This window comes from Pedobacter cryophilus, assembly GCF_005116455.1.
Classification (GTDB): domain Bacteria; phylum Bacteroidota; class Bacteroidia; order Sphingobacteriales; family Sphingobacteriaceae; genus Pseudopedobacter; species Pseudopedobacter cryophilum.
In genome coordinates this window covers 1-25,157 of record NZ_SWBP01000007.1, presented here as the reverse complement: position 1 = coordinate 25,157, position 25,157 = coordinate 1, and the positions used below count along the sequence as shown (strand labels likewise).

Below are 25,157 nucleotides of genomic sequence, written 5' to 3'. Positions count from 1 at the left end.
ATTGAATTGAATATGAAAAAACTAGCTTTCTTAATATTATTCTCAATCGTAGCTATAAAAGCTTCAGCGCAAGGTTTTGGTCAAAATTTAACTCCCGAACAAAGAAAAACTCAAGACAGTCTTCGTCAAATCATCAATAATAAAACGAACGAGGATTACCAAGCGATGTTGAATTTATTGGGTATTAAATCTATCAGAAAAGGAGTAGAAGGATTTGATACCAAAGCACCTAATGCGGCTAATTACGACGAGTCAAAAGCAAATCCATTTCCAAATTTACCCGACCCTTTAGTTTTAAAAAACGGTACGAAAGTTACCTCCGCAACAACATGGTGGAAAAATAGGAGGGCCGAAATAGTGGAAGATTTTGACAGAGAGATTTATGGAAGAATACCTAAAAACATGCCTAAGGTAAAATGGGAGTTGGTTTCAACTACTAAAGATACGGTAGAGCAAGTTCCAGTAATTTCCAAAAAGTTGGTGGGTTATGTGGATAATAGCTTTTATCCAACAATCAAAGTAGCTATTCAATTAACTTTAGTAACACCAGCTAGCGAACAACAAAAAGTGCCAATAATAATGGAATTTAATGGTTTTCCACAACCAACTGCCCGTCAATTGGCTGCTTTTCCTCGCCCAGCAAATGCTGCCCCTAATTGGCAAAAGCAATTATTAGATAAAGGTTGGGGCTTTGCATTATTATCTCCACAAAGTATTCAAGCTGATAATGGTGCGGGTTTAACTGAAGGAATTATTGGTTTAATGAACAAAGGGCAACGACGGAAAATTGATGATTGGGGCGCTTTGAGAGCTTGGGCTTGGGGAGCAAGTGAGGTTTTAAATTATTTAGAAACTGATAAAAATGTTGACGCTAAAAAAGTAGGTATTGAAGGCCATTCTAGATATGGGAAAGCGGCTTTAGTGACTTTAGCTTATGATGACAGATTTGCTATTGGTTTTATCAGTTCATCTGGTGAAGGTGGCGCAAAATTGCATCGCAGAAATGCTGGCGAAATAGTTGAAAATGTGGCAAGTTCTGGCGAATACCACTGGATGGCTGGGAATTTTATTAAATATGCAGGTCCCTTAACTTGGGGAGATTTACCTGTTGATTCACATGAATTGATTGCGCTTTGCGCACCTCGTCCGGTTTTTATTAGTGTTGGTTCTGTTGGAGATAATTGGGTGGACGCCCGAGGAATGTTTATGGCGGCTGTTGCTGCTGAACCCGTTTATAAACTTTTAGGTAAAAAAGGTTTAGGAACAGATGAATTTCCCACAATTCAACAAACCTTGATTGATGGAGAAATAGCTTATCGACAACACGAAGGCGGTCATACACCTGCTCCAAATTGGGCTACTTTTATAAATTACGCATCAAAATATTTTAAATAAATCCTCAAAATGAAAATCAGCAAACTATTTATTGGATCTATAGCTTTAGTTGCTATTGTCTTCTTAACGCAGCTTTTTAGCGCCTATACTTTTAAAAAGGAAAAAGGACTTAAAGATTATTACAAAAAGTATTTCCCAGTAGGTGCGGCTCTTACCCCACGATCTATTAAAGGAGAGGAAGCCGAATTAATCAAACAACAGTTTAGTAGCATCACCGCCGAGAATGCCATGAAAATGGGCCCCATTCATCCAGAAGAAAACCGTTACTACTGGACAGATGCTGACGCCATTGTGAATTTTGGTTTAGAGAATAAAATGAAAGTGAGGGGACATTGCTTGGTTTGGCATACGCAATCGCCTCGTTGGTTTTTTACCGATGCTGAAGGTAAAACCATCGATAAAGAAATGTTGTACAAAAGATTGAAAGAGCATATTCAAACCGTTGTATCAAGATATAAAGGTAAAATTTATGCTTGGGATGTGGTGAATGAAGTAATAGCTGATGGGCCTGAGATTTATAGAAAAACATCCTTTTTAGATATCGCAGGCGAAGAATTTATTGCCAAAGCTTTTGAGTACGCTCATGAAGCCGACCCTAAAGCCATTTTGTTTTACAACGATTACAATACCGAGCAACCAGCAAAACGAGAGAAAATCTACAACATGTTAAAGAAATTTTTAGATGCTGGAGTTCCTATTCATGGAGTTGGTTTACAGGCGCATTGGTCGATAAGTAATCCATCAAGAGAAGAGTTAGAAAAATCAATCACTATGTTTTCTTCTTTAGGCTTACAAATTCAATTTACCGAGTTAGATATTTCTGTTTATTCTGGTAGAGAAGGTGGGCAAATCATAAGAGGACAACGCGATACCACAAAAGCGGTTTTTACACCAGAAATGGAGCAAAAGCAATTAGAAAAGTATCAAATGGTTTTTGAAGTGTTTAGAAAATACAAAAAGAACATCACTGGAGTTACTTTCTGGAATGTATCTGACCGTTACACTTGGTTAGATGGACGTGGAAGAAAGAATTTCCCTTTACTTTTTGATACCAATTTAAAACCTAAGAAAGCTTTTGGAGCAGTAACTCAGTTTTAATTAATTTGTATTGTCAATGTTGTTGATTTACTTCATTTATGTTTCTAATCAATTATCTTATTATTTTACAAAAGTACTTTGCTTTGGTCCTAAATAAGTCTCTTCTCGGTATTTCTCAGGACTCAAAACTAATCTCTGAATAACAACTCCAGCGTCAACCATCCAAATTTTAATGGTGTGTTTTCCTGGTGTTAAAATATCATGATAAGAATATTGGATATTGATGTTATCGGCTAAGGTTTTATCAACTGCAAATTGCCTTTTATCATTGTTTATATTGATGATCTGAGGTTTTTCATCATCAATAGAAACTGCAAATTTTAAACCTCCAGTATTCTGAAAATCAAGGGAAGGAGATAGATAAGTTGCCAATTTAACTTTGCCTGTTGTAAAAACATTTACGTCATAACTCACCATTGGGCAATCCTTATTTCCGGGAGTTTGAGTAGCAGCAGTAACAGGGAAAGGAGTAATGGCAGATGAAGTTCTTCCGTGATCTGGTAAAACTTCCCATTTTACATTTGCTGCGCTATTATTTGAAGTGAAATTAGCAGCATCTATAGCAATTACTTCATCTTGTGGGATAAAGCCTTTTATATCTTTTTTAAGATTTACCACTTTTAAATAAATGGTGGCTTCAAAATTATTTGTCCCTACAATTTTAATAGGAGTGAGAAGACTACCTTCCGGTACTTTTGCCCAATCTATATTCAACCAAACTCGGGTTTCATCATTAAATGTGCCACTTTTCTGGCTTAATTTTACCCAACTCTCATTTTCTTTTATTTCAAAATTTACAGTTCCTGTGCCTTGATTAAATAAATCTATATAATGTTTACTCTCATTTTGTTTGATAAATTCAGGTAAAACCGCTCTTTCTTTTGATTGTGGCCAAACAGATTTTGAACCTTCAATAGCTAAAGCTAAAGTAGCTTCATTTTTAGGGTTAACAGTTTTAAGTTCTGGAATTTTGTTTGCTTCGGGCTGTTGCCAACTGGTATAACTAATATGAGTTTGGTCCATCATGTGGTTCCATTTTCCGTTGGCTAAAGTTTTATTGTAATATTCTGTAATTTCTTGGTCTCTTTTATAAAACTGCTTAGCTTTTTCAGCTTCGGCATTAGCGCTTATTCTATTTTGCTCGGTATATAAATGATTTTTAGCAACAGCATAATATAAGTTATTTAGGTTTGATGAAGCCTCAATTGGGTGTAAAACCAATTGGTAATAAGCGTCTTGATATTCGGAGCTTAGTTTTTGAGCTAGAACTTTTGCACTTTCTAAAAGGTTGTTATAATCCTTTACAACCAATTCAAATTCTCTGTTTTTATGAAGACTATAAGTTCTTTGGTCTAACAATTCAGGTTTTCTTCTACTGTTATACTTACTATAATTGCTCATTAACGAGGCAATTTCTTTGGCGTAAGCTGCTCCAAATTGTTTTGTAGCCCAATCTTTAGCATAATCATCTAGTTGGTTTGCTTTCCATTTTTCAGGATTCCATGCAAAGTCTAAGAAAAAACTGATAGGATATTCCATTGGCTTTAAATCGCCCACGTTTACAATCCAAATTTGATTCGCCTTGTATTCATAAGCTAAATTCATCTGTTCCCAAATTCGTGGTAGCGGATTGGTATTTATCCATTTGTAATTTCTTGGTCCGCCTACGTAATCAAAGTGATAGTAAACTCCAAAACCACCACTTCGCTCTGGAGAATCTAAAGTTGGTAGTTTTCTGATGTTTCCCCAATTATCATCGCAAAGTAGCAAAGTAACATCATCAGGCACTCGCATTCCTTTATCGTAGTAATCTTGTACTTCCTTATATAAAGCCCATAATTGTGGCGTTTCATTGGCTTTTTTACCAGTTACGGTCGCAATTATTTCTCTTTGGTCATTAACTATTTTTTCTAACAAGGCAGTATTACTTTCTCTACTCATCGGCTCGTCGCCATCTCCCCGCATCCCAACAGAAATGATACTTTCATTATTTCCCATTCGCTGGATACCATCAGTCCAAAACTTTTTCAAACCATCAGGATTTGTATTGTAATTCCAAGCACCGCCATTGCCATATCTGCGCCATTCATCATGTGCTCTCATTAAAGGTTCGTGGTGCGAAGTGCCAATTACAACGCCATATTCATTAGCTAAAATTGCATTTTTTGGGTCGTCATCATAAAATGCACTTCCCCACATGGCAGGCCATAAATAATTCCCTTTTAAACGTAAAATAAGTTCAAAAACCTTATCGTAAAACTTCGAATTAAACCCTCCAAATTTTTCTTTAGACCAACCAGATAGCGCAGGAGCTTCATCATTTAAAAAGATTCCTCGGTACTTGACCTTTGGTGAACCATCAGAGTAAATTCCAGCATTAATAAATATTTCTGATTTCTTTTTTACCGGTACATCAGCCCAATAATACCAAGGCGAAACGCCTATTTTTTCTGATAGAGAATAAACGCCATAAATAGTGCCGCGTTTATCACTCCCTGCAATTATTAGGGCATTTTTTACATTAGGAAATGGGTTTTTTACTACCGTGATGAGGTGGTTTTCCCAAGTGTTTTTTATTGCTGAAATATCTAATTTTTTTGAGGCAATCAAATCATCAATTAGTTTGCTTTCGCCAATGGTGCCTACAATAATGAGTTGTTTATTATTGCCGATTTCTGTTACGCTTTCAGCATTAATGTTTGAAACTAGTTTAATATCATTTATTAAATCATGGATGGCTTTATCAACTCCTTTTTGGTTTTGTTTATCGATATAGAAAACGGTTTTAACTCCATTTTTAACCAATGGAAAACTGCCTTTTTTGGCTTTTATAGATACCATTTCTTTGTTATCGGCAGCATAAGTATTGATACAGATAAGCAACCCTATAATGAATAGAACTAAAATTTTTTGATAGAGATATTTTATCATGATCATGACTGAGAATTAAAATTTAATTACTTCCCAAAAAGCTTTTTTGGGTTGGTTGTTGGTGTCAAAAAGTAAAGGATAGTTTTTTCTCCCCTTAACAGGATATTCATCTAACCAAGTATATTTATCAGAAACATTCCAGAAAGTTACGCCAGTAATGTTTTTCTTATATTTTCTGAGTGTTTTAAATAAAGAGGCGTATTTCTCTGTCTGAAGTTTTTCTAACTCAGCCGTATAATTTTGTTGCTCATTAGGTAATAAGTTTCGTTTTTCTTTTTCCCATTTATAAACAGAAACATCCATTTCTGTGATTTGAACATCTAAACCCAAGGATGAAAATTTTTCAATTGCTGTAACTAATTCTTTTTCGGTAGGTTCAAAAATTGACCAATGCCCTTGTAAACCAACGCCATCTATTGGTACGCCAGCTTTAGCTAATTTTTGCAGTAGTTTAAATATTCGTTCTCGTTTTTCTGGTCTTTCAGTATTGTAATCGTTGTAGAATAATTTAGCATCAGGGTCGGCTTCATGAGCATATTCAAAAGCTTTAACAATAAAATCCTCTCCGCAGATTTTATACCAGTCAGAATTTCTTAAAAACTTGGTGCTATCATCATCAATGGCTTCGTTTACCACATCCCAAGCATAAATTTTTCCTTTATATCTTTTAACAACTGTATTGATATGTACTTTAAGTCTATTTAGTAAAGAATCTTTGGTTACTTGGCTACCATCAGAATTTTTAAACATCCAATTTGGTGTTTGCTCATGCCAGCATAAAGCATGTCCTCTTACTTTAATATTGTTTTTAACACCAAAAGCAACAATAGAATCGGCATCTCGCCAAAAGAATCTGTTTTGTAAAGGATGAATAGGGCCCATTTTCATAGCATTCTCTGGAGTGATGCTGTTAAATTGAGATAAAATGAATTTTCCAGACTCTCCTTTTAACGAGTTTGCAGATACTGCAACACCAATAGGGAAATAAGATGCATAGTAATCTTTTAATCCTTTTTCACCTTTCTTTTGGAAAGAACAAAAAAGTAATAGCATGATCATAATGGTGCTAATAATTTTCATGTTTTATTATGTTTTATGCAATCGATTTCATTAATTATTTATTTCTGTTTTAATCAAATATCTCTATTAAATTTTAATAAATACAAATGATTAGGAATAATAAAATTGTGATAAATGAAAGTTAAATTTTATTGAATTATTAATTTATCGAATAATTTTAAGCATTATTTATTAAATTTATTTGTTTTTTTGTTTTTTTTAATAATTATTCAGCATATTCTTTGAAAGATTAAAAATGTAAATTAGGATAAAATGTCTTTTTTTTTAATCTTTTTTTTTGCAATCGATTGTTTTTTAATTTTTTGTTTTTTAATTTAGATCTAAATAATAACCAATTATAATTTTCAAGCCGGTCAAAACTTCTTAGTAATACAACTATAAATTTTGTTTTATAGATAATTGCTGGCATAGCGTTGCCTAGTTTTAAAAAAAAAACCAACTAAACACAAATTCAATTATGACTAAAATTAAACTCTTCAAATGCTGGAAGACCTTGGTTTCACTAACCATAGTGTGTCTTTTTATTTCATCATCGCTTTTTGCTCAAGTTACTGTTAAAGGTAAAGTTGTTGATGAAAGTGGTTTGCCTCTGCCTGGTGCTGTGGTAAAGTTAAAAACAGGAACTACCGCAGTTTCAACAACTTCTGATGGTTCGTTCAGTATTAGTGCTCCTTCTGTAGGTTCTGTATTGGTGGTAACCTTTATTGGTTATAACAATAAAGAAGTTATTTCAACAAGCTCTAACATGGTTATTCAGATGATTCCAGATCAACAAGCTCTTAATGAGGTTGTGGTGGTGGGTTATGGTACTCTTAAAAGACAAGATGTTACAGGTACTGTAACTACCGTCGATAATAAAGTTTTGCAAGAAATTCCATCTGCCAATGTTTTTGAACAGCTTAAAGGTAGAGTTGCAGGTTTAGATGTGGTAAATGGCGCTGCAGGTCCTGCTATTACTATTAGGGGTAACAGAACAATTGGTAACCCGGGTGCTGATAGACCTTTAATTGTATTAGATGGCCAGCCATACTACAACTTTATAGAAAACATAAATCCAAATGATATCAAGAGTATTGATGTTTTGAAAGGAGCATCTGCTACGGCTATTTATGGCTCTAGAGGTTCTGGAGGTGTACTTTTAATAACTACCAATAGGGGTAGAGTAGGGCAAACAACAACATCTTTTGATTCATACGTAGGTATAAGCAATTTACAAGGCTCTCTAGATCTTTTGGATGGTCAACAATATATTCAGTTAAAACAAGACGCTTTAGAAGGTTCAAGATTACAAAGCAATGGTCCAACGCAAGCTTATCCTTTAACCGCTGCTGAACAAGCAGCTTTTGATGCTGGAGTAAATACTGATTGGGTTGATCTTTATGTAAAGCCAGCAGTTTTTTTAGACCAGAGTTTAAGAGTTTCAAGTGGTACAGAAAAAACACAGTTTAACCTTGGGCTAGCATACAGGTCAAATGGCTCTCTTGAACCTAATGTTGATAGTAGAAGATTTTCATTAAATGCAAATATCGATCATACCATCAGTAAATTAATAAAGATTGGAGCTAGTTTACAAGGAAGTTTAAGAACATCTAATACAGGTGGCGCAGGCCAAATTGGAAATGCTCAATTATTTAGTCCTTTGGCTCTTCCTTATAATCAGGATGGTTCCGTTAACTTTTTTCCTTTAGAAGGCCAATTAGATGCTGCTGCTCTTAGTCCTTTAGTTCCATCAGCAATACCAAATTCTTACTATAACAACACTAGAGGATTTACTAACAACAGTATAATTTATACCGAAATAAGTCCATTAGATCATTTAAAATATCGGGTAACTTTAAACTACAATTATTCTCAATCATTACAAGGTATTTATAATGGTATCAATGGTTCTGGGATCCAAACAATCGAAAGAACAAACGCTAGTAATACTAATAATTATTCTTACAGATTAGTCCAAGAACATTTGATGACTTATGATAATGTTTTTGCAAGTAAGCATAATGTGAACCTTGTAGCAGGTTTTACTACAGAAAAACAAAGAGTGCAAAATTCCAATGCTAGTGCTACTAATATTCCATCTGATGCAGTAAGAAATACCAACTTAGGACTAGGAACTTTTAATAGTCAAGGTGGGAATTTTAACGAGCAAGGTTTAATTTCTTATATCGGTCGTTTAAACTATGCTTTTGATAATAGGTATAACTTAACTGCTACTTATAGAATAGATGCAAACTCTGCATTAGCAGTAGGGAATCAATACACATCTTATCCCTCTTTAGGTTTAGGTTGGATAATAAGTAATGAATCATTTATGAAGAAATTTACTTTCTTAGACAATTTAAAGTTAAGAGGTGGATATGGCGAAACCTCAACAACTGCTAGCATCAGTCCTTATGGGACACTAGGTCGTTTAGGAAATATTAATTATCAATTTGGTGGTGTTGCTGCAGGTAACCAAGCAGGGGTTAGGGTTACCACTTTAACAAACAACAATTTAACTTGGCAAAGAACTAAGGATTACAATTTAGCCTTAGACTTTGGTTTTTTAAACAACAGATTAACAGGTTCTATTGAGGTTTATCAACAAAGAACTACAGGTATTATATTAAATAATATTTTACCTCCAACTACTGGTGCAGGTGGTCAAGCTACCAATTTAGGTACATCAGCAAATAAGGGATTAGAAATTGCTATTAACAGCATTAATATCCAAAAACCAGATAGCAAATTTTCTTGGTCTACTGATTTTAACATCGCTTTTAGTAGAGAGCGTATTGTTGAATTGCCAAATGGTGTAGCTTCAGATATTAATGCAGGTTTGTTTGTTGGTCAACCATTAACAACTATATACGACTTAAGAAAAATTGGGATATGGCAAATTGCAGATTCACCAGGCTTGAATACAGCTAAATCAGCAACAGATGGAGGGCCAGTTTATCAACCAGTAAATGGTCAAACTTCTCCTTTCCAATATCCAGGACAAATTCGTGTTCAAGATTTAAATGGAGATGGTAAAATTGACCAAAACGACAATCAATTTATTGGTAATTTTCAACCTGATTATACTTTCGGATTTAATAACAGAGTGAGCTACAAGAACTTTGATTTAAGTATATCTATTCAAGCAAGAATGGGTTTTACAACTATAGTTCCTTATGTATCTTCGTCTAATTCTGGATTAAATGGATGGCAGTTTTTGAACTTAGGACGTCGTAATCAACCAGATCTTGATTATTGGACACCTAGAAATCCAGATGGTCAGTGGCCAATGCCTAATAATCAATTTCAAAGTCAGTTTTACTCAACTTTGCAATATTTTGATGGATCTTTTATTAGAGCAAAAAGTATAAACTTTGGATATAATATACCATCAAAATTTACAACCAAATTTGGAGTTTCGTCTTTAAGAGTTTATGCTAACGTTACTAATCCATTTATAATTTATTCTCCATTAAACAACCAAAGTTTCTCAGTGCCTGATCCAGAATCAGTAAGTAATATTCAACCTGCTTCGGTTTTTGCAAGTGGAAACGTAGCTGGTTATAACGCTAATACCGGTAATGGTTTTAGAGGAGTTGGTGTAAGTCCGGGTTTACAAACACGTGATTTTATCTTTGGTATTAATTTAAGATTTTAAGAATAAGAACATGAAAATGACATATAAAACTAGTTTAGTTATTGCAGTTGTTGCAATATTAACTTCCACTACAAGTTGTAAAAAACTTCTTCAGGAAGAACCTAGATCAGAACTATACCCAAGCTATTTCACCTCTGCGGGAGGCGTTAAAGCAGGCTTAACAGGTGTATATAGAGATTTAAGAGATCTTTACACAAACGAAGGGCAAATTTATTTTTATGCTGGCACCGATGAATGGATGCCAGGTGGAAGTTCAAGCTCACAGGGTGTAACTTTAAATAATTACAATGGAATCAATTCTTCTATTGGTACTGCCGGTTTCGGTGGATTATTTACTGATATTAATACCTTAAATGGTGTTTTACAATTTGCTGAAACTGCAGAATTGGATGCTGCCACTAAGAAAGAATACATTGCACAGGCAAAATTTTTGAGAGCTTGGATTTATTTTTATTTGGTTCAATCTTATGGAGGTACAACCGCAACTGAGAAAAGTGGTATTCCATTAAGAACCACTTTTAATACAGAAGCATCTTCAGCCGATTCACCTTCTCCTTTAGTGGATATTTACAAGCAAATTATTCTTGATTTTACAGATGCAACTGCTGACTTGCCTTTGGTAATTAACAGTTCTAATAAGTTATCGCCGGTAGGAAAAACAGCAACAGCTGCAACCGCCAAAGCATATTTGGCTAAGGTTTATTTAACAAGAGGTTACTTATCTGAAGTTGCAGAATCAACCGATTTTAGAAAAGCGGCAGATTTAACAACAGAAATTATTAGAGATAAAGCATCTTACAACTTAGATATACTTCAAAATTATAATGATGTAGTAAAACCTTCTGGAGATTATGGTAGAGAAACTATGTTCGCTATCGATTTTGGCTTTACTGATCCAACCTTCTCTGGTTACGGACAAAATCCTTCTGGTGGCTTTGGTATAAATTTATTCCCAGTGCTTTTTCGCTGGAATTATGTTACTGCTGTTGGTGTGGATAACGCAACCGGTATTGATGCTGTTCCTCAAAGAATCAATACTTCTAAACAACCTATGGTAAGAGACGTTTACGGTGGTAGACCATACAATCGTTTAGCTCCAAATGGTAATTATGCTACAAACGTTGCTTTTGTTAATCAAAATAATGATACGCGTTGGGATGCCACTTTTCAAACATTTTGGATTTGTAATAAAGCAAATGTTCCTGCTGGTTTAACAAGTACAGGTACTTCTAAAGGAGCTTTGATTCCTACAACCATAGCATCTATTACATCTTATCAATACCCAATTAATGGCGATACGGCTATTTTGATGCCGGGTGTTGAAGTTACAATGGCTCGTAGAGATGCTTTTAAAGGAATAATCATTTCGCCCAGACAATATAGTAATGTTGTTCACCCAACTTTAAAAAAGTTTGATGATATTTTAAGAACAGGAATGAATGATTTCTCTAGTAGACCAGTGGTTTTAATGCGTTTTTCAGAAGTATATCTTATAAATGCTGAAGCTAATTACATGTTAGGTTCTTTTGCAGAAGCAGCTACTTCTTTAAATATTATAAGAGAAAGAGCCGCTTATAGAACTCCTGCCGATGGTTTGTATATTCCAAAAGGTCAATTTAGTGTTACTTCTGCTAATATGACTGCTGCAAATGCAGCTAATGCATTAGCGATGAGATTAACTCCTGCACAAATATCTCAGTTAAGTGTACCTAATAACACAACTGATATTAATGTTAGGTGCGGTATGGATTTAATTTTAGAAGAGTACAGTAGAGAAACCTATGGAGATCCTCGTCGTTGGTATGATTTAGTTAGAACTCGTCAATTGGTTCGTAGAGTTAAAATGTTTAATACTGCTGGAGCAGCAAACGTTCAACCTTATCACATGCGTAGGCCAATTCCACAAGTTCAAATTGATGCGGTGAAAACAGGTACACCTTATCCACAAAATAATGGATATAACTAAAGCATGTGTTTTTTACAAAATTTGTCTTTTCATAAATTAGATTCATAAATTGTTTAAAATGAGAGCGGTAAGTAGCTATACTTATCGCTTTTTTAATTTTTAAAATAATTGAAAAAGGATAGAGATTTTTAAGTCTACTTTTAATTACTTAAAAGTTGCCAAATGAGCAATGCCTAGAATGTTCAACTTGATAGCTGGTTTTAATTTTGTTATTAACAGTATCTATCACAAACCTTTTTCGCAGCATGATATCCTCTACTGTTGCTGATTAGACTATTATAAATTAAGTGCATTTAACCATAATTCTGCTACCTTTAAGGCCTTAAATATTTAGTTTTATTGTGAACAAAAAGGAAAAAGAAGTTACTATTTATGATATTGCCAAAAAATTAAATATTTCTGCTTCAACAGTAAGTAGAGGCTTAAATAATGATGTTACTGTAAAAAAAGAAACTCAAAAAAAAGTTCAATCGGTAGCTAAACAAATGGGCTACAGATTGAATTCTTTAGCTAGTAATCTCCGAAGTAAAAAATCAAATACAATAGGAGTTATTGTACCTAGGTTAAACAGCAATTTCATGGCAGATGTAATTGCAGGAATAGAAAAAGTGGTGAACGAGGGTGGTTATAACTTAATTATTAGTCAGTCTTTAGAGACTATGGAAAAAGAGATAATTAATACAGAAACCATGTTTAATAATAGGGTTGATGGATTGCTGGTTTCAACAACTTATAACACCAATAATATTGATCATTTTGAAGCTTTAATAAAAAAAGGAGTTCCAGTTATATTTTTTGATAGAGTTTTTGACCATACAGAATGGCCAACCATTAGAATAGATAATTTTAAGGCAGCTTATGATGCCACTTCGCACTTAATTAAACAAGGATCTAAAAACTTGTTTCATATTTCGGGCAACCAAACCACTAATGTATATACAGATAGATTTAAAGGGTTTAAACAAGCTTTGATAGACCATCATATTATTTTTGACGAGGCAAATTTATTAGTAACCGATTTAAGTACAGGCTCTGGGGAAGATGTTGCCAATTATATGTTAGCACTTCCTAAATTACCTGATGGCGTTTTTTCAGCAAATGACCAATGCGCTGTAAGCTGTATGCAAAGTTTGCAAAAAGCAGGTATTAAAATACCTAAAGACATTGCCTTTGTAGGTTTTAACAACGATACCATTACAAAAGTGATTGAACCTAATTTAAGCACCATTGATTACAAAGGCTCAGAAATGGGTGAGGTTGCAGCTAGAGTTTTGATTAATCATTTAAACGGAACGGATATTAAACCAGCACATTCTATTATTCTTCGTTCTGAATTATTAATTAGAGAATCTTCTTTAAGAAACTAAGCACCTACCAATTCAAAAAAATCAAAATTTCATTTCTCTACTTATTTAAAATTTATTAAATTACAATCGATTGTTTAATCAATTGTAAACCATTTATAAACCTTTTCTCAAATGAAAATTCATAAAATAAATTTGCTTACGCTGATACTTTTATTGGGTACTATTTTTATGGCTTTCGCCGAAGATGGTTCTCGTTTATGGTTGCGCTATGATCAAATTCAAAATCAGCAGGTTTTAATGGCCTATAAAAAGCAAATTGCTGCTGTTTCATTTGTAGCCAATTCTCCAACTCAAAAAGTGGCTTACGCCGAGTTAAAAAAAGGAATAGTAGGTTTATTTGGTCAAGATGCTATTTTTTCTTCTACAAGCAATAATACCTTGCTGATAGGAGATTCTTCTAATAAGGAGATTAAACAATTGATTAAAGCAGGTTATTTTAAAGATTTAGGCGAAGGCTTTATTATAAAAGTAGTGATTCAAAATCAAATGACTAAAACCATCATTGCTGCCGCAAATGATGTAGGCTTACTTTATGGAACTTTCCATTTCTTAAAACTCCTTCAATCTCAACAAGATGTTAGCAAACTAAACATTGTTGAAAAACCAAAAATTAAAAACCGAATTTTAAACCATTGGGATAATTTAGACGGAACGGTAGAACGTGGTTATGCAGGCACCTCTATTTGGGATTGGCATAAATTACCAGGTTATACGCCTACAAAATATACCGATTATGCCAGAGCAAATGCTTCTATAGGAATCAATGGTTCGGTTTTAAATAATGTAAATTCTAATTCATTATCGTTAACCAAAGAATATTTAATTAAGACTGCAGCTATTGCTCACGTTTTTAGACCTTATGGAATTAAAGTTTATTTATCAGCAAGATTTAGCGCACCCATAGAAATAGGAGGGCTTAAAACTGCTGATCCATTAAATCCAGAAGTGCAACAATGGTGGAAAGACAAAGTGAAAGAGGTTTATCAATACATTCCAGATTTTGGTGGTTTTTTAGTGAAAGCAAATTCAGAAGGGCAACCGGGTCCCCAAAATTATGGTAGAAACCATGCCGACGGAGCAAACATGTTAGCCACGGCTTTAAAACCTTATAATGGAATTGTAATGTGGAGAGCTTTTGTTTATGATGATAAAGTGCCAGATGATAGAGCGAAACAAGCTTATAACGAGTTTAAATCTTTAGATGGGCAGTTTATGGATAACGTTTTGGTACAAGTAAAAAACGGAGCTATTGATTTTCAACCCAGAGAACCTTTTCATCCATTGTTTGGTGCAATGCCCAAAACACCTTTAATGATGGAGTTTCAAATCACACAAGAATATTTAGGTTTTTCTACTCATTTAGTTTATTTAGGAGCTTTATTTAAGGAAGTTTTAGAGGAAGATACTTACTCTAAAGGGAAGGGAAGTACGGTAAGTAAAGTGATTACTGGTGAAATTGATAATCATCAATTAACCGGAATTGCTGGAGTAGCCAACATTGGTTCTGAAGCAAATTGGACAGGTCATCCATTTGCGCAAGCCAACTGGTATAGTTTTGGAAGATTAGCTTGGAATCCAGATTTATCTGCCGAAGAAATTGCCTCAGATTGGATTAAGCTTACTTTTACAAATGACAACGTTGCTGTAAATGAAATCAAAAATATGATGATATCATCTAGAGAAGCGGTTGTAGATTATATGACGCCATTAGGATTACATCATATCATGGCAAGAAATCATCATTATGGCCCTGGTCCTTGGGTAAAAGATGCAGGCAGACCAGATTGGACTTCTGTTTATTACCATAAAGCAGATAATATAGGAGTAGGTTTTAATAGAACCTCAACAGGAAGCAATGCTTTGGCTCAGTATCATCCAGAAATTGCAAAGCTTTATGAGAAAAAGGAAACCACGCCTTTAAAATATTTATTATGGTTTCACCGTGTACAATGGAATGAAGAAATTGCGCCAAACAAAACCTTGTGGAATGCTATGGTTGAGCATTACTATGAAGGCGTAAAATCTGTAGAAGAAATGCAAAACAAATGGCAAAAATTAGATGGTGAAATTGATGAAGATAGATTTAAAGAGGTTAGCCAGCTTTTGGCAGTGCAACACCAAGAGGCTAAATGGTGGAGAGATGCTTGTTTGCTATATTTCCAATCTTTTTCTAAGCTTCCGTTGCCTGCCGGATATGAGAAACCAGCACATAGTTTAGAGTTTTACGAACAACAAAGATTTTATTTTGTGCCAGGGATTAAGAATTAGAAGGAAAATTTAACTTTTTTTCAGGAACAAAGACTGGGAATTGTGAAGAAATTTTGGAGTCTATTTCGGTTAATATTTTCAAACAAAACTAATTGTTAGCGCATCAAATTAAGAGATAAAAAATAAGAGAAGCCATTTGGCTTCTCTTATTTTTTTAATTATTTACTGTAGGCATCAATAGGGATGATTTTGCCATTATCATCATATTTTAGCTCCGTTACTTTTACATTTCTTAAATGTGTTTTACCTTTTGATACTTGCGTATCATGATAAAATATAAACCATTTCCCTTTAATCTCAACAATAGAATGGTGGTTTGTCCAACCTATTACTGGTTTTAAAACCACACCTTGGTAGGTAAATGGTCCGTAAGGATTATTTCCAATAGCATAAACTATTTGATGTGTATCTCCGGTAGAGTAAGAGAAATAATATTTCCCGTTGTATTTGTGCATCCAAGCGGCTTCAAAAAACCTTTTTTCATGGTTTCCACCTAAAAAAGGTTTGCCATTTTCATCTAGGATGATCAAATCTTTAGGTTTTTCGGCAAACTGAAGCATACTTTTGTCCATTTCTGCAACTTGAGGCGCTACAGCTGGCTGCTCATCTTTTTCTAAATCAGTTTTTGACTCATTAACATATTTGCCATTTTTCCATCTCTGTAATTGTCCGCCCCAAATTCCTCCAAAATACATATATGTTTTTCCATTATTGTCTGTAAATACGGCTGGATCGATACTAAAACTTCCATTTATAGGTTCTGGCTCTGCTTTAAATGGTCCTTCTGGTTTATCGCTGATGGCTACTCCAATTTTGAAGATATCATTTTTATCTTTTAAAGGGAAGTATAAAAAGTATTTACCATTTTTATAAGCCGCATCTGGAGCCCATAACTGACGGCCAGCCCAAGGAATATTTTCTGTTGAAAGTGCTACGCCATGATCTGTTACTTTTCCGCCAATGCTATCCATAGATAGAATATGATAATCTTTCATTGCAAAATGATCTCCATTGTCATTTTCTGGAGTTCCAGCTTCATAATCATGAGAATTATAGATATAAATTCTGCCATTGAAAACATGAGCAGATGGATCAGCAGTAAAAATATGAGACACTAAAGGCTGCGAAATGGCATTTTTAAAAGGATCGTTTGAAGAAGAGGTAAGGTTTGTGCTATCTGTACCAGTATTTACAGCGGTTTTGTTTTGGTTACAAGAAATAAATAAGGCTACAAATAAAATTAAAGTAAGTGTACGGAGATATTTAGCTTTCATATTAAATATTTTTAATTGGTTTGTTTCTTTAAAAAGAGTTGATATCAAAGCTACTATTTTTTATTAAAAATGCAATCGATTGTCTTAGTGTCTAATCCATCTTTAAATATTTTAAATTATGGGTATAAACACAAATACAATAATGAATTTGAAGAGTCTATTTTAAAAGATAGAATGATTTATCTATTACAATGTGGAAATATTTAAAACAAGCAACAAATTAGCTACTCCAACTTTCGGAATATAAAGCTTCAGCAATTTTTATTTAGTTCAATAATTGCTTTTATATTTAGCCTAAGATTTCAACAAAATTCCACGTATAAATTTTATGAAAAAATCAATTCTATTCCTTTTTACTTTATTCGTATTTCAATTTTCTTTTTCTCAAACTTTCATCAAGCCAAATCACCAAGCTTTAATTTATTCTGGTCGGGTTAATATGAATGCAGATTCAGCATCTTTTTATTGGCCTGGTACATCAGTAAGTATTAATTTTAAAGGGACAGGTATAAATGCGGTTTTAAAATCAACAAATGAGCCTGCTTATTACTATGTGATTGTAGATGACAGCGTGACTACAAAGATTGAAATTCCTGTTGGCAATGCTAGAACTTCGTTTACACTAGCATCGGGTTTAACCCAAAAATCACATCATCTTCAGCTTTTTAAACTCTCTAATAATACCTCAGTAAATCAGTTTTATGGATTTGAAATCCCAGCGGATTCAAAAATTTTAAAAGCATCAGAACTGCCAAAGCGCAAAATCGAATTTTATGGCAATTCTATAACCGCAGGGCATGGCGTAGATGTACCCGATGGAGAAAAAGATACCGGAGTGCCTTTTTATTTCAATAATTACTACGCTTATGGAGCTTTAACTGCCCGTCATTTTAATGCGCAATATTCTTGTATAGCCAGAAGTGGGATTGGGGTAATGGTGAGCTGGTTTCCAGAAATTATGCCTGAGATTTACGATAGAATAAATCCATCGGATAAAAATAGTGAATGGGATTTCTCTAAATATACACCAGATATTGTGGTAGTTAATTTGTTTCAAAACGATGCTTGGATTGTGAATTCGCCTAGTAACGAGCAATTTAAAAGAAGGTTTGGAACTCAAAAACCTAATGAAGAGTTTATCGTTAATGCTTACAAAGATTTTATTACCAGCATCAGAAGCAAATATCCTAAAGCAAATATAATATGTGCTTTGGGTAATATGGATGCCACCAAGGAAGGTTCTAAATGGCCTAATTACATTAAAGAGGGAATAAAAAGAATGAACGACAAAAAAATACATCCATTGTTTTTTCCATATAAAAATTCATCAGGACATCCTAAACGTGATGATCAACAAGCAATGGCTAATCAGCTGATTCAATTTATTGAGAAGAATATTGGATGGTAAACATGCTGGTGTGGAAGTTAATGTTGGTTGATTCGATTTCTGATTTAATCAATGTACAAACTATGTGCAAACCAAACACTCATTTTAACCAATTTTCCAATTTTCAAGAAAAGCTGTAAAAACAAGAAACCCCTTCAAATACAATTTGAAGGGGTTTTCGTTGCTCCCAAGCCTGGACTCGTCCCGATAGCTATCGGGACAGGGACCCTCTGATTAAAGGAATCTTAGTAGCAATTTTTCGGATATTTCAGGATATAGTAATAGAGAAGAGTAATATTTTCTCGACTTCATTCTTTTAATATGATTCTCAATTAAAATAGCCTGATTTCTTGTGCTACACTCTAATTTGAAATAAATTTCCCACGGGATGCCTTTTTTGGTAGAGGAGTTTTCGAAAAAAGCGTTGTTATGTTGATTTATTCGTTCGATTAAATCAATTGTTTGCCCAACATAAAATTGGTCAACAGAAGGGGAGTAAATAATATAAATAAAAAAATTCATATAACACAAAAAAGCCTCACATTTCTGTGAGGCTTTTGCTCCCAAGCCTGGACTCGAACCAGGGACCCTCTGATTAACAGTCAGATGCTCTAACCAGCTGAGCTACTTAGGAATTTCGCTGGTTACCAAAAAGCTTTTCAGCTTTTGTCCCTTGCGGGAGTGCAATATTCGGGATTATAATTTAAAATTGCAATATTTGTAAAAAAAAAATTTAAAATATTTTATGAGTCTAGTTGTAATAGGAACAGTTGCCTTTGATGCGATAGAAACACCTTTCGGTAAAACAGATAAAATAGTGGGCGGAGCAGCCACCTACGCCAGTTTAGCGGCATCTTACTTTTATAAAAAAACAAAAATTGTTGCTGTTGTTGGTGATGATTTTCATCAAGAAGACATCGCCGATTTTGGAAAACACGGCATTGATGTAGAAGGTTTACAGATAAAAGAAGGCGAAAAATCTTTTTTTTGGGCCGGAAAATATCATAATGATATGAATAGTCGTGATACTTTAATCACCGAACTGAATGTTTTAGCAGATTTTGATCCTATTATTCCAGAGTCTTACCAAGATTGTGAGTTCTTAATGTTAGGCAACCTTACACCACAAATTCAGCAAACGGTAATTAAGAGATTAAAAAACCGTCCGAAATTAATTGTAATGGATACCATGAATTTTTGGATGGACATTGCCATGGATGATTTGCTAGAAACCATTAAAATGGTAGATGTATTAACCATTAACGATGCCGAAGCTCGTCAGCTTTCTGGAGAATACTCTTTAGTGAAAGCTGCAAATAAGATTTTAACAATGGGACCTAAATATTTAATCATCAAAAAAGGAGAACATGGCGCTTTGTTATTTCATGAAGAAAAAATATTCTCAGCACCAGCTTTGCCTTTAGCAGATGTTTTTGACCCGACTGGTGCAGGAGATACATTTGCAGGTGGATTTATTGGTTACATGGCCCAAGTTGGCACCATCAACTTTAATAACATGAAAAACGCCATTATTTTTGGTTCGGCCTTAGCCTCTTTTTGTGTGGAGAAATTTGGTACAGAGAAAATCAAAAATTTAACTCAGGCTGAAGTTGCTTCCCGAGTTCAAGAATTTGTAAGCTTAAGTAGTTTTACGATCGAGAATTAAGCTCTGCAATATTATAAAATTGAGCCATCTAAATTTATTTTAGGTGGCTTTTTTTTGGTTTCACGCAAAGAGCGCAAAGAATTGGCGCAAAGTTCGCAGAGATTTTTTAATCTTTAGAAAAGCAATTTCCAGTTTTAATAATACCCGATAGTCCCGCCATTCGCTAAATCTTTTTAGGCCTTCCCACTGTCTTGATGATAAAAAGGATACCGCTACTGTCGGGTTTAGGTACATGAGCTTTTGCTCTTTAGCCCAGATAGAAATGGATACCGGCCTTTTTTGAGCATAAGGCCTGCAGGCGTATGAATGGATAGCTGGAATAGCTTCAAATTAGTATAATTACAAATGGGTTAAGGGTTTTTATTTTTCTTTACTTCCTTTGCGTGAAACATACTAGATTTTCAACTTCCCAATAATCACAAACTTCTCAAAAACGGTTTGAGTATGTGGCGCATCTTTCAATTCATCAGTTAAATCTTGCCCTGCCCAATGCTCATAATGTTTTCCGTTTCTCCATAATCTGCTTTCGGTAACATCATAAATATTCCCTAAATAAGCTACCCAAATTTGAGGCTTATCTTGTCCGTTTCTAAGCGCTAATTGAGATTTTGTGTATTCAGGAAATTGGTCCATCTGTTGTTTTTCTACTCCTAAAGTATTCAAAGAAAATTAAATTCAATAAGATTAAAGACATAGAATAAAAATGATCTTCAAATGGGATGCTTCCTACTCTTAAACCCATGTTTTCGGTATTGTTGTATAGCACAATAGGAATACTTGTTAAAATGCCGTTAACAATGTAAAAAGGCACCAATGAAACTAAATAGGCTAAATAAAATTGCCCCATATTTAGTTTAATAGGTTTTACAAGGGTGTAAATAAGAATAATTAAAAGGGTGCTGAAATTGATGAGGCTGTATAATCTATCGTAGAAAAAAAATAGTAAAATAATACAGGTTGCTATTAAAAAGTAGGTGATTCCTTTGCTTATTTTTTGATTAATCTTTGGATTAAAATAAACCTTTAAACATTCGTAAATAAAAATGCAGGCAAATGGAACAGTAATAAAGAATAAAATTTCCTCTAACGGAAGATCAAAAAATTTAATGCCGAGTATATATGTTGGGTTAAACGACCATACGTTTTGAACGGTAAAAATATAATCCCAAATAAGGTATAAAGCGCCAGAAATAAGCAAACCAGGAAAAATAAATTTCCATTTCTGGTAAAAATGTACTTTTTTATCAAAGGATAAAACGACAGGGAAAAAACAGGTTAAAATGTTGATTAAAAGGTAAGTGAGTTGTTTATCCATTTAAGCTAAGGCTTTTCTGAGGATAGCAATTTCCTGCTCATCGCATTTTTTACTATCAATCATAAAATTAACCATATCCTTTAATATCTTTTTATCTAGTTTTAAACTGGCTACTTCTTTTTTCTTCAGCAGGTCAATAATTTTGTCTTTATCAGTATCAATATTTTTGCTGTACCCTAAAAAAGTAGGAACATAATACTGTAAACTAAATCTTAAAAAGCGGACTTCTAAATGGTTTGGATCTTTTGCAATAGCCTTATCAATAGTTTTAAAGCCTTGTTTTAAATAACTCATTTTATTTACCGGATTCCATGCATGCTTTGCTTTTATGGCTTGCGCCGATCCTAAATAAGCTAGAATCAATGCGTCAGGATTTTTTATTGCGGTTAATTCCGAACATAATTTATCAGCTTTCTCGCTATTGCTGATTGCGGCAATGTAATCTTCCCTAATTTTTTTCATATCGTAAGCCATGCTTATCGTTGCAGTAGAAAAAAGGATGATTAGGCTTAAAAAGAAAGTTTTCATGATTTATTTAAAATTTAAATTTCTGATTTTGGATACTAACGATAAAAACTTAAACATAGTTTAGTTTACTTTTTATCAAAGCCTGTGCCATCAAGAATAATTTATGGGTATCAGAAACTCTAATTCTTTTGTTGGCTATGGTATTTGCCGATGTATTTTGTATTTTTTTAAACAGTTGTAAATAGTATACATAAGCAATATAAACTCCTAATTTAGAGCCAGCAGGTAGTTTTTTTATCCCTTCTAAAGCATCGTCAAAATCAATTTTAATGTCTTTTTCTATTTCCTTTTTATCTGTTTCGGTAAAACGAGAAAAATCTACATCAGGGAAATAAGTTCTTCCTCTTTCTTCATAATCTGATTTAATGTCTCTTAAAAAGTTGATTTTTTGAAAAGCAGAACCTAAACTTCTAGCCATAGGCAGTAGTTTGGTATAAAGCGATTGATCTCCTTCGCAAAACACCCTTAAACACATTAAACCCACCACTTCTGCCGAGCCGTAAATATATTCTTTGTAGCTATCGTCTGTATAAGATGTTTTATCCAAATCCATTTCCATAGATTTTAAAAAAGCATCTATCAAATCTACCTCTATAAGGTATTCATTTACTACTTGTTGGAATGAATGGAGTACTGGATTTAAACTAATTTTTTCTTGAATAGCTAAATAGGTATCAGTTCTAAATTTTAAGATGAGGTTATTTTTATCCTGATCATGAAAAGTATCTACAATTTCATCAGCATAGCGTACAAAACCATAAATAGCATAAATTGGATATTGAAATTTTTTATCGAAAGCCTTGATCCCTAGGCTAAAAGAAGTACTGTATTTATTAGTGATAACTTTACTACATTCAAAACAGGTTTCGTTATAAAGATCCATAAAAGGCTTAAAATTTTTGTCTCATCCAAAATACAGTTTTCTGCATGATTTTGTTTTGCTAAGGTCCAAACAAAATCTATACTTTTAGAATTATCAATCAATATGCATCAAAAAAATCAAATTCATATTATAGGTTCTGGTTTTGCAGGCTTGGCTGCCGGAGCGGTTTTAGCGCAAAAAGGGTATCAAGTGACTATTCTTGAAAAAAATGATCAACCCGGTGGACGAGCCAGAATTTGGGAAACCGAGGGTTTTAAATTTGATATGGGGCCAAGTTGGTATTGGATGCCCGATGTTTTTGAAAATTACTTTGCGCTTTTTGGTAAAAAAGTAAGTGATTTTTATGATTTGAAAAGATTAGATCCAGGTTATAGAGTTTATTTTAGTGATACAGAATCAGTAGATATTCCTGCAAATATGCAAGAATTGGAGCTTTTATTTGAAAAATATGAGCCGGGGAGTACTGCTGGTTTAAGAGAATTTATGGCTCAGGCAGCTTATAAGTACAAAACCGCCATGAGTGATTATGTATTTAGACCTTCGCATTCTATTACCGAGTTTATAGACTTTACTTTGATTTTGGAAAGTATTAGAATACACATGCTTAAACCCATGAGTAAGCATGTTAGGCAGTATTTTACCAATCCAAAATTGATTCAGCTTTTAGAATTTCCAGTATTATTTTTAGGCGCAACAGCTCAAAAAATGCCTGCAATGTATAGCTTGATGAATCATGCTGATTTAGCCATGGGAACTTGGTATCCAATGGGTGGGATGCATGAAATTGTAAAAGCAATGGTTAAAGTTGCCGAAGAGCAAGGCGTAAAAATTATTTTAAATACCGAAGTTAAAAAGATTGAAATTGAGAACGGAATAGCTAAAAAGCTGATCACAAATCAAGGTGATTTTGAAACTGATTTTGTAATAGGAGCAGGCGATTATCAGCATATAGAACAAAACCTTATTGAACCAAAATATAGAAATTACTCGGCCAAATATTGGGATAGTAGAGTGATGTCTCCATCATCATTATTATTTTATGTGGGCTTAAATAAAAAATTAGAAGGTATTGAGCATCATAGTTTATTTTTTGATGAAGATTTAGATCAACATGCAAAAGAAATTTACACCAATCCTCAATGGCCTTCTAAGCCGCTATTTTATGTTTCTTGTGTTTCTAAAACAGATCCTATTTCTGCGCCAGAAGGTAAAGAGAACTTGTTTTTCTTAATTCCCTTAGCCCCCGGATTAAAGGATACAGATGAGCTTCGAGAAAAATATTATCACTTAATGCTGGATAGGTTTGAGCGTATAATCGGGCAAAAAGTGAGAGGTCATGAAATAGTGAAAAGAAGTTATGCCATGAATGATTTTGTTCAAGATTATCATTCTTTTAAAGGAAATGCTTACGGCTTGGCTAATATTTTAAGTCAAACAGCTTTTTTTAAACCAGCAATTCGGGCTAAAAAAGTGAAAAACTTATTATTCACAGGGCAATTAACAGTTCCTGGTCCGGGGGTGCCGCCTTCACTTATTTCTGGTCAAGTGGTTGCAAAAGAGACTGATTTGTTTTTAAAGAAAATGCAGTAGTATTTTTTGAATTTGAGTTAATTCTTGGTAATTTTAGGTAATCAAACCTTAAATTATTATGAAAGTATTAAAAATATTAGTCACCATTATTGTGGTTTTAGCCATTATTGTGGTAGTAGGTAGTTTCTTTTTGCCTCAAAGATCAAAAGTTGAAAGATCAACTATGATTGCAGTTTCAGACACAGCTGCTTACAATTACGTTACCGATTTTTCTAAATTTAATGATTGGAGCCCTTGGTATGAAATGGAACCTACTGCAAAAACTGATATCTCTGGAACTGTTGGCCAAGTTGGAGCCACTTATTCTTGGGATGGGGAAGAAGTTGGAGCAGGCAGTTTTAGAATCAAAAAGTTAGAACCCTATACTGCCATCTATCAAGAATTAAAATTTCTAAAACCTTTTGAATCAACTGCCGAAAACAATTTCTTATTTGAAAAGCAAGGTGATTCTACTAAAGTAACCTGGGTTTATGATGGTGAAAATAAAGGTATTATGGATAAATGGATGGGTTTAGCCTTGGATGGAATGATTGGTAAAGATTATGAAAGAGGCTTGTTAAAGATGAAAACCAATTTAGAAAAGTAAAATTAATTACAAATAGAGTTAAACAAAAAACGCTTTCCTGTAAAGGATAAGCGTTTTTTTTAATATATAGTGTGTTAGTGTAATTTAAGCTGCAACAACAGCAAAACTGGTCGCTTTTTTATCGTAAGCTTTTAAATCTTTCTTTAATAGTTTTCTGGCCACGTGAATTCTAGTTTTTACAGTACC

20 protein-coding genes and 1 tRNA gene are annotated in these 25,157 nt (G+C 33.8%); 11 read left to right on the top strand and 10 right to left on the bottom strand.

What is annotated here, in order from left to right; translation table 11 throughout:
* The first annotated feature begins 12 nt into the window (after window positions 1-12).
* Both FA046_RS15630 and FA046_RS15625 read left to right on the top strand, forming a co-directional pair.
* Window positions 13-1,395, top strand: a complete 1,383-nt coding sequence (locus FA046_RS15630) for an alpha/beta hydrolase family protein (RefSeq protein WP_136827479.1) — start codon at window positions 13-15, stop codon at window positions 1,393-1,395.
* Window positions 1,396-1,404: 9 nt separating this feature from the next.
* The gene (locus tag FA046_RS15625) at window positions 1,405-2,493 is read left to right on the top strand and encodes an endo-1,4-beta-xylanase (RefSeq protein ID WP_136827478.1); all 1,089 of its coding nucleotides are present in this window, start codon (window positions 1,405-1,407) and stop codon (window positions 2,491-2,493) included.
* A gap of 60 nt (window positions 2,494-2,553) precedes the next feature.
* Here FA046_RS15625 and FA046_RS15620 read toward each other — a convergent pair whose 3' ends face one another.
* Both FA046_RS15620 and FA046_RS15615 read right to left on the bottom strand, forming a co-directional pair.
* The gene (locus FA046_RS15620) at window positions 2,554-5,424 is read right to left on the bottom strand and encodes a glycosyl hydrolase 115 family protein (protein WP_169303391.1); all 2,871 of its coding nucleotides are present in this window, start codon (window positions 5,422-5,424) and stop codon (window positions 2,554-2,556) included.
* A gap of 15 nt (window positions 5,425-5,439) precedes the next feature.
* Window positions 5,440-6,504: an endo-1,4-beta-xylanase gene (locus FA046_RS15615; protein ID WP_136827476.1), complete on the bottom strand. Its 1,065-nt coding sequence runs from the start codon at window positions 6,502-6,504 to the stop codon at window positions 5,440-5,442.
* Between the two features lie 457 nt (window positions 6,505-6,961).
* On the opposite strand from FA046_RS15615, the gene FA046_RS15610 reads away from it, so the two are divergent.
* Both FA046_RS15610 and FA046_RS15605 read left to right on the top strand, forming a co-directional pair.
* On the top strand, window positions 6,962-10,141 hold the full coding sequence (locus FA046_RS15610) for a SusC/RagA family TonB-linked outer membrane protein (RefSeq protein ID WP_136827475.1): 3,180 nt from the start codon (window positions 6,962-6,964) through the stop codon (window positions 10,139-10,141).
* A 10-nt stretch (window positions 10,142-10,151) separates the two neighbouring features.
* Entirely contained in the window at window positions 10,152-12,107 is a 1,956-nt protein-coding gene (locus FA046_RS15605) for a RagB/SusD family nutrient uptake outer membrane protein (protein WP_136827474.1), read from the top strand.
* A 148-nt stretch (window positions 12,108-12,255) separates the two neighbouring features.
* Here the strand turns inward: FA046_RS15605 and FA046_RS17650 are convergent, their stop codons facing one another.
* Window positions 12,256-12,357 (bottom strand): transposase, encoded by a 102-nt coding sequence (locus tag FA046_RS17650; RefSeq protein ID WP_394347372.1) that lies wholly within the window; start codon window positions 12,355-12,357, stop codon window positions 12,256-12,258.
* 91 nt (window positions 12,358-12,448) lie between these two features.
* Between FA046_RS17650 and FA046_RS15595 the strand changes: the two genes are divergently transcribed.
* The gene (locus tag FA046_RS15595; protein ID WP_136827472.1) at window positions 12,449-13,474 is read left to right on the top strand and encodes a LacI family DNA-binding transcriptional regulator; all 1,026 of its coding nucleotides are present in this window, start codon (window positions 12,449-12,451) and stop codon (window positions 13,472-13,474) included.
* 111 nt (window positions 13,475-13,585) lie between these two features.
* A complete protein-coding gene (locus FA046_RS15590) occupies window positions 13,586-15,742 on the top strand; it encodes an alpha-glucuronidase family glycosyl hydrolase (RefSeq protein ID WP_136827471.1) in 2,157 nt (718 codons plus the stop codon).
* Window positions 15,743-15,900: 158 nt separating this feature from the next.
* Here the strand turns inward: FA046_RS15590 and FA046_RS15585 are convergent, their stop codons facing one another.
* A complete protein-coding gene (locus FA046_RS15585; protein ID WP_136827470.1) occupies window positions 15,901-17,016 on the bottom strand; it encodes a glycoside hydrolase family 43 protein in 1,116 nt (371 codons plus the stop codon).
* Window positions 17,017-17,085: 69 nt separating this feature from the next.
* Here FA046_RS15585 and FA046_RS17315 point away from each other — a divergent pair, with 69 nt between their 5' ends.
* Both FA046_RS17315 and FA046_RS15580 read left to right on the top strand, forming a co-directional pair.
* Window positions 17,086-17,223: a hypothetical protein gene (locus FA046_RS17315; protein ID WP_169303390.1), complete on the top strand. Its 138-nt coding sequence runs from the start codon at window positions 17,086-17,088 to the stop codon at window positions 17,221-17,223.
* A gap of 121 nt (window positions 17,224-17,344) precedes the next feature.
* Window positions 17,345-18,424, top strand: coding sequence for an SGNH/GDSL hydrolase family protein (locus tag FA046_RS15580; RefSeq protein WP_136827469.1), 1,080 nt, complete (start codon window positions 17,345-17,347; stop codon window positions 18,422-18,424).
* A 213-nt stretch (window positions 18,425-18,637) separates the two neighbouring features.
* On the opposite strand, the gene FA046_RS17645 is transcribed toward FA046_RS15580, so the two are convergent.
* Window positions 18,638-18,925 carry a GIY-YIG nuclease family protein gene (locus FA046_RS17645; RefSeq protein ID WP_136827468.1) on the bottom strand — a complete coding sequence of 96 codons (288 nt, stop codon included), beginning with the start codon at window positions 18,923-18,925 and terminating at the stop codon, window positions 18,638-18,640.
* Between the two features lie 38 nt (window positions 18,926-18,963).
* A tRNA-Asn gene (locus FA046_RS15570) sits at window positions 18,964-19,037 on the bottom strand.
* 111 nt (window positions 19,038-19,148) lie between these two features.
* Here FA046_RS15570 and FA046_RS15565 point away from each other — a divergent pair.
* Complete coding sequence (locus FA046_RS15565; RefSeq protein ID WP_136827467.1) at window positions 19,149-20,069, top strand: PfkB family carbohydrate kinase; 921 nt, start codon at window positions 19,149-19,151, stop codon at window positions 20,067-20,069.
* Between the two features lie 393 nt (window positions 20,070-20,462).
* Here FA046_RS15565 and FA046_RS15560 read toward each other — a convergent pair whose 3' ends face one another.
* From FA046_RS15560 to FA046_RS15545, 4 genes are read right to left on the bottom strand one after another with little or no spacing between them, the layout of a single operon-like run.
* Entirely contained in the window at window positions 20,463-20,702 is a 240-nt protein-coding gene (locus tag FA046_RS15560) for a cytochrome b5 domain-containing protein (protein ID WP_136827466.1), read from the bottom strand.
* Complete coding sequence (locus FA046_RS15555; protein ID WP_136827465.1) at window positions 20,686-21,384, bottom strand: lycopene cyclase domain-containing protein; 699 nt, start codon at window positions 21,382-21,384, stop codon at window positions 20,686-20,688. Before FA046_RS15555 ends, FA046_RS15560 begins: the two co-directional genes overlap by 17 nt.
* On the bottom strand, window positions 21,385-21,912 hold the full coding sequence (locus tag FA046_RS15550; protein ID WP_136827464.1) for a hypothetical protein: 528 nt from the start codon (window positions 21,910-21,912) through the stop codon (window positions 21,385-21,387).
* A gap of 49 nt (window positions 21,913-21,961) precedes the next feature.
* Window positions 21,962-22,795 (bottom strand): phytoene/squalene synthase family protein, encoded by an 834-nt coding sequence (locus FA046_RS15545; protein ID WP_136827463.1) that lies wholly within the window; start codon window positions 22,793-22,795, stop codon window positions 21,962-21,964.
* A gap of 102 nt (window positions 22,796-22,897) precedes the next feature.
* Between FA046_RS15545 and FA046_RS15540 the strand changes: the two genes are divergently transcribed.
* The gene (locus FA046_RS15540) at window positions 22,898-24,385 is read left to right on the top strand and encodes a phytoene desaturase family protein (protein WP_136827462.1); all 1,488 of its coding nucleotides are present in this window, start codon (window positions 22,898-22,900) and stop codon (window positions 24,383-24,385) included.
* A 58-nt stretch (window positions 24,386-24,443) separates the two neighbouring features.
* On the top strand, window positions 24,444-24,971 hold the full coding sequence (locus FA046_RS15535; RefSeq protein ID WP_136827461.1) for an SRPBCC family protein: 528 nt from the start codon (window positions 24,444-24,446) through the stop codon (window positions 24,969-24,971).
* The last annotated feature ends 186 nt before the right edge of the window (window positions 24,972-25,157 follow it).